The organism is Arthrobacter sp. 131MFCol6.1 (genome assembly GCF_000374925.1).
GTDB lineage: Bacteria > Actinomycetota > Actinomycetes > Actinomycetales > Micrococcaceae > Arthrobacter.
Genome location: NZ_KB895551.1, coordinates 57703 through 71361 on the forward strand (window position 1 = coordinate 57703; position 13659 = coordinate 71361).

The 13659-nt window shown below is 68.8% G+C and carries 15 protein-coding genes; 7 read left to right on the plus strand and 8 right to left on the minus strand.

Annotation, left to right across the window (positions count from 1 at the left end; all coding sequences use genetic code 11):
• Window positions 1-29: 29 nt before the first annotated feature.
• Together C566_RS0116630 and C566_RS21675 are read right to left on the minus strand one after the other, a co-directional pair.
• Window positions 30-569, minus strand: a complete 540-nt coding sequence (locus C566_RS0116630) for a DinB family protein (protein WP_018775486.1) — start codon at window positions 567-569, stop codon at window positions 30-32.
• Window positions 566-1345, minus strand: coding sequence for a DUF2306 domain-containing protein (locus C566_RS21675; RefSeq protein ID WP_018775487.1), 780 nt, complete (start codon window positions 1343-1345; stop codon window positions 566-568). Before C566_RS21675 ends, C566_RS0116630 begins: the two co-directional genes overlap by 4 nt.
• Before the next feature lie 132 nt (window positions 1346-1477).
• Here C566_RS21675 and C566_RS21680 point away from each other — a divergent pair, with 132 nt between their 5' ends.
• A complete protein-coding gene (locus C566_RS21680) occupies window positions 1478-2215 on the plus strand; it encodes a TetR/AcrR family transcriptional regulator (RefSeq protein WP_018775488.1) in 738 nt (245 codons plus the stop codon).
• 7 nt (window positions 2216-2222) lie between these two features.
• Here the strand turns inward: C566_RS21680 and C566_RS0116645 are convergent, their stop codons facing one another.
• From C566_RS0116645 to C566_RS21685, 3 genes are all read right to left on the minus strand, one after another.
• Window positions 2223-3011 carry an alpha/beta fold hydrolase gene (locus tag C566_RS0116645; protein ID WP_018775489.1) on the minus strand — a complete coding sequence of 263 codons (789 nt, stop codon included), beginning with the start codon at window positions 3009-3011 and terminating at the stop codon, window positions 2223-2225.
• Window positions 3012-3099: 88 nt separating this feature from the next.
• Complete coding sequence (locus tag C566_RS0116650; RefSeq protein ID WP_018775490.1) at window positions 3100-3597, minus strand: SRPBCC family protein; 498 nt, start codon at window positions 3595-3597, stop codon at window positions 3100-3102.
• Window positions 3594-4022, minus strand: a complete 429-nt coding sequence (locus C566_RS21685) for an ArsR/SmtB family transcription factor (protein ID WP_018775491.1) — start codon at window positions 4020-4022, stop codon at window positions 3594-3596. Before C566_RS21685 ends, C566_RS0116650 begins: the two co-directional genes overlap by 4 nt.
• Before the next feature lie 124 nt (window positions 4023-4146).
• On the opposite strand from C566_RS21685, the gene C566_RS0116660 reads away from it, so the two are divergent.
• The 6 genes from C566_RS0116660 (at window position 4147) to C566_RS0116685 (ending at window position 11232) form a co-directional block, all read left to right on the plus strand.
• Complete coding sequence (locus tag C566_RS0116660; protein ID WP_026266780.1) at window positions 4147-5160, plus strand: medium chain dehydrogenase/reductase family protein; 1014 nt, start codon at window positions 4147-4149, stop codon at window positions 5158-5160.
• Window positions 5161-5359: 199 nt separating this feature from the next.
• The gene (locus tag C566_RS0116665; protein WP_018775493.1) at window positions 5360-5932 is read left to right on the plus strand and encodes an MOSC domain-containing protein; all 573 of its coding nucleotides are present in this window, start codon (window positions 5360-5362) and stop codon (window positions 5930-5932) included.
• 344 nt (window positions 5933-6276) lie between these two features.
• Entirely contained in the window at window positions 6277-7209 is a 933-nt protein-coding gene (locus tag C566_RS21690; protein WP_018775494.1) for a LysR family transcriptional regulator, read from the plus strand.
• 116 nt (window positions 7210-7325) lie between these two features.
• Window positions 7326-8423 (plus strand): tartrate dehydrogenase, encoded by a 1098-nt coding sequence (locus C566_RS0116675; RefSeq protein ID WP_018775495.1) that lies wholly within the window; start codon window positions 7326-7328, stop codon window positions 8421-8423.
• A gap of 171 nt (window positions 8424-8594) precedes the next feature.
• Complete coding sequence (gene dctA / locus C566_RS21695; RefSeq protein ID WP_018775496.1) at window positions 8595-10070, plus strand: C4-dicarboxylate transporter DctA; 1476 nt, start codon at window positions 8595-8597, stop codon at window positions 10068-10070.
• A 1-nt stretch (window position 10071) separates the two neighbouring features.
• Complete coding sequence (locus C566_RS0116685; protein WP_018775497.1) at window positions 10072-11232, plus strand: glycerate kinase; 1161 nt, start codon at window positions 10072-10074, stop codon at window positions 11230-11232.
• A gap of 23 nt (window positions 11233-11255) precedes the next feature.
• Here C566_RS0116685 and C566_RS0116690 read toward each other — a convergent pair whose 3' ends face one another.
• The 3 genes from C566_RS0116690 to C566_RS0116700 all read right to left on the minus strand — a co-directional run bounded on the left by C566_RS0116690 (window position 11256) and on the right by C566_RS0116700 (window position 13656).
• A complete protein-coding gene (locus C566_RS0116690; protein ID WP_018775498.1) occupies window positions 11256-11702 on the minus strand; it encodes an SRPBCC domain-containing protein in 447 nt (148 codons plus the stop codon).
• A gap of 86 nt (window positions 11703-11788) precedes the next feature.
• Window positions 11789-12838 (minus strand): sulfate/molybdate ABC transporter ATP-binding protein, encoded by a 1050-nt coding sequence (locus tag C566_RS0116695; protein WP_018775499.1) that lies wholly within the window; start codon window positions 12836-12838, stop codon window positions 11789-11791.
• Window positions 12835-13656: an ABC transporter permease gene (locus C566_RS0116700; RefSeq protein ID WP_018775500.1), complete on the minus strand. Its 822-nt coding sequence runs from the start codon at window positions 13654-13656 to the stop codon at window positions 12835-12837. Before C566_RS0116700 ends, C566_RS0116695 begins: the two co-directional genes overlap by 4 nt.
• Between the last annotated feature and the right edge of the window lie 3 nt (window positions 13657-13659).

A 13659-nucleotide genomic window follows, 5' to 3' on the forward strand; every position in this document is an offset into this window, starting at 1 on the left:
ACGGGTGGAAGCATCAACCCGCCACGAGGCTACTCCCCCGTTTCGCCGTCCACGGCCTCGCGGAGGAGGTCGGCGTGGCCGTTGTGCCGGGCATACTCCTCGATCATGTGGCACAGGATCCAGCGCAGGCTCGGCGCCGAACCGTCCGGCCACGGGCGCCGGGCCAATTGGTCCAGGCCACCGGCGGCCAGGGCCTCCGCGACGCTGGCCCGGGACCGGTCCACGGCTTCCTGCCACAGGGTGCGCAGCTGGTCCGGGGTGTCCCCTGCGGCGGAATGCCACTCCCAGTCCGGGTCGGCCTTCCAATCCACGGCGGCGAACGGGGCCTCGCGGTCCCGGGCGTGCAGGGACCGGGAGAACCATTCGCTCTCCACATAGGCCATGTGCTTCAGGAGCCCGCCCAGTGTCATCGATGAGGCAGCGGTGGTGGCCACGAAGCCGGCCGCGTCCAGTCCGGCGCATTTCCACGCCAGCGTGGCCCGCTGGTAGTCCAGGAATCCCACGAGGGTCGCGGTTTCGTCGGCAGCAAGGGGAGGCTCCGGGCGGCCCTGATCATCCACAATCGTCATGCGCGTGAGTCTAGCCGCCCGGACTCCACCTCGCCGGAAACTGTCCGCTTCGCCGGAAAAGTGCGGCGTTCCGGCACGCTTGCGGCGACTTCGACGACGACGGCGGCGGGCACCCGAACGGTCCGCCTGGCGCGCCGGTGGATGACGTACTCGGCCACCGCGACGTTGATCACCCAGGCTGCCCCCAGGAGCACCGCCCGGGTCGGCTCGTCAGGCGGACCCACCAGCAGGATCCACGGCAGCCCCGTCAGCGCCTGCGTTCCCGCGGCGACGCCGATCGCGTAGCCGCGGGTCATCCACGCGCCGTGCCGTACAAAGTCCCGGCGCACAACCGCCACGACTCCCAGGACAATGCTCGCCGCCATGGCCGAGCCGAAGACCAGCCGCAGCACCAACAGCGCCAGGCCGTCCCCGGGCGGCAGCGGATAGAAGACTGCCATCCACAGGCCGGACAGGGCCGCCAGCAGGCCCGCGGGCGCGAGGATGCGGCCGGCGATGCGGTGCCAGCCGCGGCGGCCCCGCAGCGAGGGGAGGAACTGGAACGCCCCGAGCAGGCTGTAGGTGGTGACACTGAGGATGTGCGTCACCACGGGCACGGGCGAGGCGAAGAACCGGGCGTTCTGGGCGGTGATGGCGGCACCGCCGGTCAGTTCCGTCAGCCGCGCCGCGCCCGCGATCACCGGGATGAGGCTGAGAAGGATCAATCCGGCGGGCACCGGCCACTGGGGGCGGCGGCGGACACGGGGGACGGGGGCGTTGCTGGCGTGTGTTGTCACGGCGTGGTCCTTGGCTGGGATGCCTGGCGGCGGTGGTACATGGGCCCGGGTGTACGGCGTACACCCGATGCGGCCACGTTAGGTGTACGGCGTACACTTGTCAATGGGGAACCGTTAGGGAAAGGTGGCCGGATGACCCAGCAAGCGGAGCGAACGCGCCGGATCCCGTTGAGCCGGGACCGCGTCCTGGCTGCCGCCGTCGAGCTGGCCGACCAGGTGGGGATCGAGGCGCTGAGCATGCGCCGGCTGGCGCAGGAACTTGGCGTCGTGCCGATGGCGCTCTACAAGCACGTGGCCAACAAGGAGGAACTCCTCGACGGCATGGTGGACGCCCTTGTCAGCGAGATCGATCCTCCCGTCCGCGACGCCGGCTGGAAGGACGCCGTGCGCCTGAGGGTGCTCTCGGCACGGGGGGCGCTGCTGCGGCATCCGTGGGCCCGGCAAGTGCTGGAATCGCGCACGAACAAAACGCCCGCGGTCCTTGGCTACATGGACTCGTTCATCGGCATGTTCCTGGCCGGAGGCTTCTCCGTGGACCTGACCCATCACGTCATGCACGCCCTCGGCAGCCGCATGTGGGGGTTCACCCAGGAACTGTTCGACGACTCCGCCGGCGGGAACGCCGCGGGACTGGCCGCCCTTCCGCCGGAGGCCCAGGCGGCCATGTTCCAGGAGATGGCCGAGCGGTATCCGAACATCCTGAAGGTCGCCACCGCCTCCGTACACCAGGACTCCGTGGTGGGACAGGGGTGCGATGACCAGTTCGAGTTCGAATTCGCCCTCGATCTGCTTCTGGACGGCTTCGAGCGGCTGCACCGGCAGCACTGGACCTCTGCGCCGAACGATACCTCCATGCCGGCAAGGTCCTGACCGCCCCCTACTCCTCCAGGAACCGCAGCAGGTACGGGAGAGTGGTCCGCATGGCCCGCAGGTCGCCCCCGCTGGCGGCCAGCTCGCCGAGGTAGTCGCCGTGGCTGCCGGGCACGATCATCAGGCGCGCCCCCGGAATGACCCGTGACATCCGCACGGCGTGTTCAGCGCTGACGACGTCGCGGTCGGCGCTCAGCACCAGGGTGCGGGCCGTGATGCGGCGCAGGTCCTCGTCCGGCCATCCGGGGAAGGTCAGGATCCGCTGGCGGTCCAGTTCGAACATCCGCTCGAGGTGTCCGGGCTCCGGATTGAGCCGGCGGTCCGCGGACCGGTACGCCTCCGGCATCTCATCGAGGGTTGCCTTCTCCATCCCCTCCCAGAACTCGTCGCCTACAGCGTCGCGGCTGACGAAGGTTGAGGCGGCAATCAGGCAACGCACCATGGACGGATGCCTCATGGCCAGCGCAAGCGCGGTGTGGCCCCCGGCGCTGAACCCGAGCACATCCACGGAGTCCACGTTGAGCTCATCGAGCACGGCTTTGACGTCCCCGGCCGAGTTTTCGGCGGTGAGCGGCCGGCCGGTAGCCGCGGTCCGGCCGTGGCCTTCCTCTTCGACGGCGATCACCTGCAGGCTCTCGGCCAGCAGCGCGGGGATGAGGCCGGCGAAGTTGGTCTCGATGCTCGAGCCTCCGCCGGGAATCAGCAACAGCGGGGGCTCGCCGACCCGCGGGTGACCATGGACCTCGTAGTACATCCGGAGGTCGCCGTTGGCCGCGTAACCGTGGGTGAAAGTCACATGGCATCCTAACGCCGCACGCGGCGGGCTGAATAGGGCCAAAGGACGACGGCGGCAGATTCCCGCCGCCGTCGTCTTGCGTTGCAGGTCAGGCGTTGACGGACTCGGCGAGGATCGCGTCGACCTGGCCGAGTGCCCCCTTCATGCCTTCTTCCATGCCCATGGCGACGATCTGCTCCATCTGCTCCTCGGCCTCGAAGGTGGACAGGATGGTCATTCGGGTGCGGCCGCCGATTGGCTCCAGCGTCACAACACCGTGGATGGTGCCCATGTCGGCCACGGGGTCGCCGTTGTCGTCCGCGAAGCCGTCATCGAACTCCAGGCGGTGCGGGGCGTCGATGGTCACGAACCGCCACCAGCCGCGGGCCTTCTCCCCCTCGGGTCCCGTCATGTAGTAGCTGGCCTCGCCGCCCGGGACGAACTCGTGCTTCTCGAAGGTGGCCGGCCAGGTGGGCGGGCCCCACCAGCGCTCGAGCTGGCGCGGGTCTTCCCAGATTTGCCAGACTCGCTCCACGCCGGCGTCGAACTCGGCGACCACGGTGAGGCTCAACGCCTCGAGATTCTTGACTGAACTGATAACCGTCATGACGAACCCTTCCTAACCTTCAGCTTGCTGGTTCCTGCCTTGCGTGTTGCCTTGCTGGCTTGTGTTGCCTGATTCGGGGCGGCCGTTTCGGCGAGCAGGTCTGCGATCCGCTCCGCCCGCTGCCGCCAGATGACCTCGTACTCGTCGAGCAGCCGGCGGGCCCGCTGCAGCCCATCGTGGTTGGCCCGCACAATCTGCTCCCTCCCCCGCTTCTCCTTGGAGACAAGGGAAGCGCGTTCCAACACCGCCACATGCTTCTGGACGGCCGCGAAACTCATGGCGTAGAGGGCAGCGAGCCCGGAGACCGAGTACTCGCCCACTGTCACCCGGCGCACGATATCCCGGCGGGTCGTGTCGGCGAATGCCTGGAAGAGGCGGTCGAGGTCGTCGTCGTTGAGCTGGGTTCGGAGCTGATCTACAACCATTTGGTTGTAGAATAGTCCGGCGGTTCGGGGGTGTCAATAGGTCACGAAACGGCCCCGCACGGCCCCCGGCGCCGGGCGGCAAGAGGCCCGTGTGCGGAGCGGGTGCCGAGCGTAGAGTGAGCCCATGAAGCGTGTGGTGATCGACCGCTTCGGCGGCCCCGAGGTCCTGCAGGTGGTGGAGGTCGAGGATCCCCGGCCCGGCCCGGGCGAAGTCCGCGTCAGGGTCCTGGCTTCGGGGGTCTCTTTCACCGACGCACAGTTGCGCGCCGGCACCTACCTCGGCGGACCGAAGCCGCCCTTCACGCCCGGCTACGAGCTCGTCGGCATCGCTGATGAGATCGGGCCCGGTTGCTCGCGGGTACGGGTCGGAGACCGGATCGGCGCGCTGACGGTGTGGGGCGCCAACGCCGAGCTCGTCTGTGTGCCGGAGGCATACGCGGTGGAGGTGCCTGAGGACCTCGACCCGGCCGAGGTCGTGAGCCTCGTCTTCCCCTATATGACCGCCTACCAGCTGCTGCACCGGACGGCTCAGGCGAAGCCCGGGGAGAGCGCTCTGGTTCACGGCGCGGCAGGCAGGGTGGGCACCGCTATCCTCGAGCTCGGAGCACTGGCCCGCCTGCGCCTCTACGGGACCGCCGCCGGCGCGGACCGAGCCGCAGTGGAGCGGCTGGGCGCGGTGGCGATCGACTATCAGAACGAGGATTTCCTGGCCCGAGTGCGCGGGCTCACCGGCGACGGCGTAGACATTGCCCTTGACGGGATCGGTGGGCCGTTGTCGCTGCGCTCCTTCCGCGCGTTGCGGCCCGGCGGTCGGCTCGTTGTGTTTGGCCGCTACGCCACGATCGCGCAGGGGCGCAAGAACTGGCCGGGGGTGATCGCCTGGTACGCGGCAACGGGGAGCGTCGCGCTCTGGGGCTGGCTGTCACCCCGCCGAAAAGTGCTGTCCTACCGGATCCAGAAGTTGCGCATCCATCACCAGGACTGGTTCAGGGCAGACTTCTTCGCCCTGCTCGAGATGCTTCGCCGCGGCCAGATTCACCCGGTGGTCGCCGAGCGCCTGCCAATTTCCGACGTTCGTCGCGCCCATGAGCTGCTGGAAAGCACCGCGGCGAAAGGGAAGATCGTGCTCGTACCCTGAGCCGGCATGGCTGACGCCGCGGCACTAGGCGTAAGGCCCCGCCGAGTTCGCCGGAAGCCTGCGAGGTCGCCGCAAGGTTCCGGCGACCTCGAGGGTTTCCGGCGACTTCGCGCACCACAGCCGGCATACATGCGCGCGGCCGCCGCACCCGGGACCATCGACGCGCCCCAACGCCACGATGGGAGGATAGTTTTAGGGCATGACGGCAAGCTACAGGTACGACGTCGAGATCCTGCACCTCCTCGTCTCGCCGGCGCACGCCTACTTCGGCCGCGCCCGCGATGGTGCGGCGCAGGTCCCCACGACGGACGCGGAACAAGTCGAACTGGTGGCCGGCAAGGGCATCGTCGGCGACCGGTTCTTCGGCAAGGCTGCGCACATGGACGCCGCCGTCACCCTCCTCTCGATCGAGGCCATCGAGGCGATGGCCGAGGAGCTGGGAGCCGGACCCTTTGACCCGCTCCTGACCCGGCGGAATGTGGTCCTCCGGGGCGCCCACCTCGCTCCCCTGCTCGGCGAAGAGTTCGCGCTCGAATCAAGGGGGGACGTGGTCCGGATCCGGGCCGGACGGCCAGCCCACCCCTGTGCCTGGATGGACCGGATGCTTGCCCCGGGCGCGCACGCCGCCATGCGCGGCCGGGGAGGCGTGCGCTGCCAGCCCCTTTCGACCGGCCTCCTGAGCCGCGGCCCGGCCGTGCTGGTCAGCCCCGTGCCGCTCGACCCCGGACAGGCCGGCGTCCCCACGCTGCTGCGCCCGTCCCGGCTGCCGTAGCGCCGCGGCTGCCGTAGCGCCGGGTTGCGTGATCCGGCGCGGACGACGGCGGACGACGGCGGCCGGTGCGGATGACGGCGGCGGCGCAGGCGGCGGCGGACGACGGCGGCCGGCGGATGACGGCGGCGGCGCAGGCGGCGGCGGACGACGGCGGGCGGCGCGGACGGCGGCGGCCGGTGCGGACGGCGGCGGGCGGTGCGGATGACGGCGGGCGGCGATCGTGTTCTTTGCCTCGGATGTGGAACAAATGCCCGTCCGGATCGTCGGCAGGAAATAGGCTCGGACTCATCGATCAGGCGGACGCACGGCAACCGCCAAGCGCCCCAACCGGTGAAGGAGCCAGCGTGGACACCCGAAAGCTGAAGTATTTTCTGGCTGTTGTTGACCACGACGGGTTCAGCCGGGCGGCGGAGCACCTGCTCATCGCCCAGCCATCCCTCTCGCAGACCATCGCCGCCCTCGAGAAGGAACTGGGCGTGCCCCTGTTCCACCGGATCGGGCGGCGGGCGGTGCTCACGGAGGCGGGCAAGGAGCTGATCGGGCCGGCCCGGCTCGTGATGCGCAACCTCGACGCGGCGCAGTCTGCGTTGCAGTCGGTGCGTGGGCTGCGCAGCGGACGGCTGGACATCGTCACGATGCCCTCGCCCGGGATCGAGCCGCTGTCATCGATGATCGCCGCCTTCACCCGGGCGCATCCCCTGGTCAGGCTCAATGTCAGCGCCGCCTTCACTCCGGAGGACGTCATCGAGTCTGTCCGAAGCGGCAGCACGGAGATCGGGCTGGCAGGCTCCCCCACGCCCATCAAGGTTCCCGGCGTTGAGGTGCTGGAGCTCGATCGCCAGCCGCTGATCCTTCTCGTCAATCCCCAGTCCGATACGTTCGGCGCCGCAACAACCATCCAACGCGAGGAGCTGGCCGGCCACCGTCTGGTCGCGAGCCAGCGCGGTTCGCTGATGCGCTGGCTTGTGGACGACGCCCTGGCACGGGGGATCGACGCGGAAATCGTCGTCGAGGTCGCCCACCGGACCTCGATCCTGCCATTGGTCCTGGCCGGGGTCGGTCACGCCGTGATGCCGTCGTCGTGGGCGCCCCTGGCGCACAAATCAGGGCTGCGGACGCTGCTGATCGAACCCGTGTCCTACCTGGATGTTGCCGTTCTCAGCCGAAGGGATGACTTGACCCCCGCAGCCCGGTCCTTCCTGGCGGTGGCGCGGCTGCACGCGGCCCCGCCACCGCAAGGAAAGACAGACACGCCTCCCCCGGCGCCTCATCAATAGGCTGAACCTATCTAGCGGATCGGATCTTGGTCTTGGACGGCAGGTCGTGCCGGCCCGTCTACTTGAAGAGGAAGGCAGTGTGACGCTGCTAACACACTCAACGAGGAGGTAGGCACATGAGCGCCACCCAGAAATTCAGCATCGCTTCTATCCCCGCCGACGGGGTCGGCAAGGAGGTCGTCTCCGCCGGACGCCGGGTCCTGGACGCCCTGGCGCAGAATTCCGGCGGCAAGTTCGCCTTCGAATGGACCGAGTTCGCGTGGGGCTGCGAGTACTACGCCAAGACCGGCCAGATGATGGACCCCGACGGGCTGGACACCCTTAAGGACTTCGACGCCATCTACTTCGGCGCCGTCGGCTGGGAAAACGTCCCGGACCACATCAGCCTCTGGGGCCTGCGCCTGAAGATCACCCAGAACTTTGACCAGTGGGCGAACATCCGCCCGGTGAAGTTCCTCCCGGGCGTCCAGTCCCCGTTGCGCAAGGCCGACACCACCGAGCTCGACTGGATTGTGGTCCGCGAAAACAGCGAAGGCGAGTACGCCGGCCTCGGCGGGCGCAACCTCAGCGGCCGTGGCCCCGGCAACGAGGTGGCCCTGCAGACCGCGCTGTTCACCGAGAAGGGCTGCGAGCGCATCATGCGCTACGCGTTCGATCTGGCCCGGACCCGCACGGTGAAGAAGGTCTCGTCGGTCACCAAGTCCAACGCCCAGCAGTACGGCATGGTCCTCTGGGACGAAACGTTCCAGCGTGTTGCCCTGGACTACCCGGATGTCGCCACCGAGAGCGTCCTGGTCGACGCGATGAGCGCCAAGTTCATCCTGCACCCCGAGGACCTCTCCGTCGTCGTCGCCTCCAACCTGAACGCCGACATCCTCTCCGACCTCGGCTCGGCCCTGGCCGGCAGCCTCGGCCTGGCGGCCAGCGCAAACCTGAACCCGGAGCGCCGCTTCCCTTCCATGTTCGAACCGGTCCACGGCTCGGCCCCGGACATCGCGGGCAAGGGCATCAGCAACCCGATCGGCGCGATCGCCAGCGCAGCCCTGATGCTGGACCACTTCGGTCTGCACGAGGAAGCCCGCCGCATCGAGGCCGCCATCGAAGAGGCAACCGGCACCGGCCACCTGACGCGCGACGTCGGCGGCGACGCCACCACCGCGGACGTCACCGACGCCATCATCGAGGCCCTCGCCCGCACCCTGGCCACCGTCTAGCGCTGCGGCGCACTAAGACGGACGACGGCACTGAAACAGACGACGCCGGCCGCGCGGCCGCCGTCGAACGCTACACCACCGCACGGGGCGGCTGCGCCCAACTGGCACCCGCCCCGTGCAAACCCCACACTTAAAGCATCTCCAGAGACATTCCACAATGAGGTAGGAATCATGGGACACATCACCACCGCGGGCACGGAAATCCCGGCCCCCAAAAAACGCTGGTACAGGCAGCTGTACTTCTGGGTATTGACCGGCATCGTCCTCGGCATTCTGGTGGGCTGGCTGGCCCCGGTTGCCGGCATCGCCATGGAACCGATCGGCACCACGTTCGTCAACGCCATGAGAATGCTGATCGGCCCGATCGTGTTCCTGACCATCGTCGGCGGCATCGCCAGCGTCGCCGATCTGAAAAAGGTCGGCATGACCGGGCTGAAGGCCCTGACGTATTTCCAGATCGGCACGATCTTTGCCCTGCTCTTCGGTCTGGTCGCCATCAACATCTTCCGCCTCGGCGACGGCGTCAACGCAGACGCCAGCGCGATCAAGACGACGGACTCCGCAGCCAAACTCATCGACGCCGGCGCGCACCAGGAATGGTGGCAGTTCCTGACCCACATCATCCCCACCAGCATCGTCGCGCCCTTCGTGGAAGGCGACATCCTCCAGATCATCTTCATCGCCGTGATCTTCGGCATCGCCCTGAACGCCATGGGCAAGGTCGGCGCACCCGTCCTCGACGGCGTCCAGCGCCTCACCGGGGTCATGTTCAAAATCCTGGGCTTCATCATGAAGGCCGCCCCGCTGGGCGCGTTCGGCGCGATGGCCTTCGCCGTCGGCAAGTTCGGCGTCTCCTCCCTTTCCAGCATGGGCGGGCTGATCGCCCTCTTCTACGCCACCTCGATCCTGTTCGTCGTCGTGGTCCTCGGATCCGTCATGGCCTTCCTGAAGCTGAACATCTTCAAGATGATCCGCCACCTCAAAGAGGAATACCTGCTCATCCTGGGCACCTCCACTGCCGAACCGGCCCTCCCGGGCCTGATGCGCAAGCTCGAGCACGCCGGTGTGAAGAAGGAAACGGTCGGGCTCGTGGTCCCCACCGGCTACAGCTTCAACCTCGACGGCGCCGCCATCTATCTGTCCCTGGCCGCCGTCTACATCGCCCAGGCCACCAACACGAACCTGACCATCGGCCAGCAGCTGGGCCTCATCGCGGTCATGCTGCTCACCTCCAAGGGCGCGGCCGGCGTCGCCGGCGGCGGCTTCATCGCCCTGACCGCCACCCTGGCCACGCTCGGCACGATCCCGGCCGCCGGCATCATGCTCATCTTCGGCATCGACAAGTTCATGTCCGAGTGCCGGGCCCTGGTGAACTTCACCGGCAACGCCGTCGCCACCCTGTTCATCGCCTGGTGGGACCACACCCTGGACGCGGACCGCGTCCGCCGCGTCTTCAACGGCGAGGCTGTTGAGCCCCTGCCCAGCGAGGATCCGACACCACTGGACGAGTTCACGGATATCGCTGCTGACCTGACTGACCACGGCCACCACGCGTCCATGGACAGCGACCCGGGGCACACGGAACCCGCCGAGGACGAGCCGACGTCCAAGGACAACCGCCGCCCCGCCTACTCGGAAACCATCTGACATGTTCAACACCACCGCCCCGAAAACCGTGCGGACCCTCATTGCGCCGGACAAGTTCAAAGGCAGCCTCACGGCCGGCGAGGTGGCCGACGCCCTGGCCGCAGGGCTCCGCGCCGGAGCCGGCTCCACCGGCGGGCCCGGAGCGGTCCACTGCGAGCTGCTCCCGCTGGCCGACGGCGGTGACGGCAGTGTGGACGCCGCCGTCGCCTCCGGCTTCACCCGGCACCGCTACACCGTCGCCGGGCCCACCGGCCAGCCCGTCCAGGCCGGCATCGCGTACGACGGCACCACCGCCGTCGTCGAGGTCGCCAACACCTGCGGCCTGGCGCTCCTGCCGGAGGGCCACCTGGAACCCTTGGTGTCCTCCAGCCGGGGCTTTGGGGAGGCGGTCCTGTTCGCCCTCAGCCTGAACCCGGCCAGGATCGTGCTGGCGCTGGGCGGAAGTGCCAGCACCGACGGCGGCATGGGAATGCTCACCGCCCTGGGCTACAGCTTCCACGACGCCGATGGCCGGCAGCTCTACGGCAGCGGACAGTCACTGGCGCAGATCCACACCGTCCGCCGGACCAGGTTCCCGGAACTGAACGGGACGGAGCTCGTGGTGGCCAGCGATGTCCACAATCCGCTGCTCGGGGCCGACGGGGCGCCTGCGGTCTTCGGACCCCAAAAGGGCGCCGGACCCCAGGACATTGCGGCACTCGAGCACGGGCTGGAGCACCTCGTCGCCAAGATGACGGACGCCGGGTTCGAGGATGCGGCCGCACTTGCGCAGCGCGAGGGCGCCGGAAGCGCCGGCGGGATCGGCTTTGCCTGCCTGCTGCTGGGCGCAAAGCAGGTCTCGGGCGCCGACTACTTCCTGGACCTGCTCGATTTCAACAACCGCAGGGACAGCTGCGACGTCGTCATCACCGGCGAAGGCAGCATCGACGAACAGACCCTCGCCGGCAAACTTCCCGCCGCCGTCGCCCGGAGGTCCGGAACCCGCCCGATCATCGCGGTGGCCGGCCGTTCCCTCCTCCCCCGGGAACGGTGGTCCGAAATGGCGCTCACCCGGGTCTACACCCTGGCCGAGTACACCGACCAGGACTCCTCCAAAGACCCCGGACTTTCCGCCGCCTTGCTGCAGAGGATCGGGAGGGACATCGCGGCAAGCCTGCTGTAGGCGCTCTGCTGCCGCCGAGAGGCCTAATCGCGCCCTGGCTCTTCCCGCTCCGCGATTCCTTTCACGCTCTTTACCAGGCTGTCCCACATGCCCTTGGAGTGGTCGGCTTCCTCGGCGCTGGCGTTGTTGTCCTGGGCGAGCGTCAGTTGGGTGGCGCCGGCCCGGTCCTCGAGCGTCCAGGTGAGCGTGTGGTAGTTCTCGGGCGCATCCTCCTGGCCGCTCAGCGGGCTGAAGTGCGTGACGACCAGCCGCCGTCCGGGGTCAAACTCAAGGATGCTGCCCCTGTCCTCGTAGTCCTTGCCGTCCCAGGCGCCCCGCCACAGGATGGGTCCGCCGACCGTCCAGTCGGTCACGAGTTCGGTGCCGAACATGAACTCCCTGGCGGCGCCGGGATCGGTGATCACGGACCATACGCGGCTCGCGGGCGCCTCGATGGTGATGGTCGAGGTCGCCACATACTGTCCAGGCATAGCCTTCCCTTTCCTCGCGGAATCGCTCGACGCCGGCAGCGCCCGGCACCGAGACTACTCCGCCGATCGGAACGTCCGGAAGCTCCCTAGGCCGGGTAGATCGCGATGGCGGCGGCCTTGATGACGAAGTAGACGCTCATTCCGGGGGTGAGGCCGAGGTCGGCTGACGCGGCCGGGGTGATGTCGGCGGAGAGCCGTCCTGCACGGACACGGATCTGATCGCCGTGCGGCTCCAGGTCCGTGATGATCACCTGGAATGAGTTTCGCGGGCTGCCGTGCTCTTCGGTGAGGAACACCGATACCGCGGAGGGCGGAAAGACCGCTACGCCGTCCTGCCCGGGCTCGATGGTGCCGTCCCGCTGGCCCGCGACGACCATGCCCTGGGCGGTGGTCACGCCGGCGTCGCTGACGGTGCCGGCCACCAGGTTCAGTCCGGCCAGGCCGGCGGCGAACCGGCTGCACGGTTTTTCGAGGACTTCGCGGGTGGGGCCCTGTTCGGTGATCCGGCCGTCCTCGAGGACGATCACCCTGTCGGCCAGCATGAGGGCGTCGAGGATGTCGTGGGTGATGATGATAGCGCGGCGGCCGGCGAGGACCCGTTTGAGGAGCCGGCGGAGCAGTGGGGCGGCATGGATGTCGAGCGCGGCCATGGGCTCGTCGAGGAGCAGCAGGTCGGGGTCGGCGGCGAGGGCGCGGGCCACGGCCACACGCTGGGCCTGTCCGCCGGAGAGCTGTCCGGGGCGCCGCGAGGCGAGGGAGTCGGCGTCGACTTCGGTGAGCCAGTGCATGGCCGTGTCGCGGGCCGCGGCGCTGGAGGCTCCGGCGCTGCGCGGCCCGAACGCGACGTTGTCCAGTGCGCTGAGGTGTGGAAACAGGAGGGCTTCCTGGGCCAGCAGCGCCGTGCCCCTGGTGTGCGGGGCGCGCCAGATGTTTTTGTCCGCGTCCAGGTCGAAGAGGACCTTTTCGCCGATCGTGGCCTTGCCGGCGTCGGGGCGCAGCAGGCCCGAAATGATCGAGAGGAGCGTCGATTTGCCGGCCCCGTTGGGCCCGAGAATGGCGATGGTCTCGGTCGGCCCGAGGCTGAGGGAGACTGCGAAGCGCCGTGCGGCAAGGGTTGCGTCCAGCTGAAAGGTCACCGGACCGCCCCTTCCGGTGCCACGCCAAGACGCGGGCGCCGGTAGGAGAGCCCGACGACGGCCACCGCCACGGCGACCAGCAGGAGGGAGAGGGCGACGGCGGCGTCGGCGTCAGTTTCACGCTGCAAATAGATCTCCAGCGGGAGGGTGCGGGTGACGCCCTGCAAGCTGCCGGCGAAGGTCAGGGTGGCGCCGAATTCGCCCAGGCTGCGGGCGAAGGACAGGACGGCGCCGGAGACCAGCCCGGGCAGCACCAGCGGGATGGTGACCCGGCGCAGCACGGTGCCCGGGCGGGCCCCGAGGGTCGCGGCGACCGCCTCGTACTTGTTGCCGGCGGTGCGCAGGGCGCCTTCGAGGCTGACCACCAGGAACGGCAGCGCAACGTACGTCTGCGCGAGGACGACGGCGCTGGTGGAGAAGGCGATCTGGATTCCGGCCAGCTCCAGGCTTTTGCCCAGGAGTCCCTGGCGGCCGAAGGTGTAGAGCAGGGCGATGCCTCCCACCACGGGAGGCAGGACCAGTGGCAGCAGGACGAAGGCCCGGAGCAGGCGCTGGCCCGGGAAGGGGCTCCGGGCCAGGATGAGTGCCAGCGGCACACCAAGGACGATGCAGGCGGCCGTGCTCGCCGCGGAGGTGCGCAGGCTCAGGCCCAGGGCGGTCCGTGAGGATTCGGAGGTGACCAGCGGGATGAACTGGGACCAGTTGACCCTGGCCACCATCGCCATCAGGGGCAGCAGGACGAAGAGTGCCCCCGCCGCCGCGATGGCGTAAATCCATGCCGGGATGCCGGTATACCCCGTGCCGCTGCGTCTGTACATGCC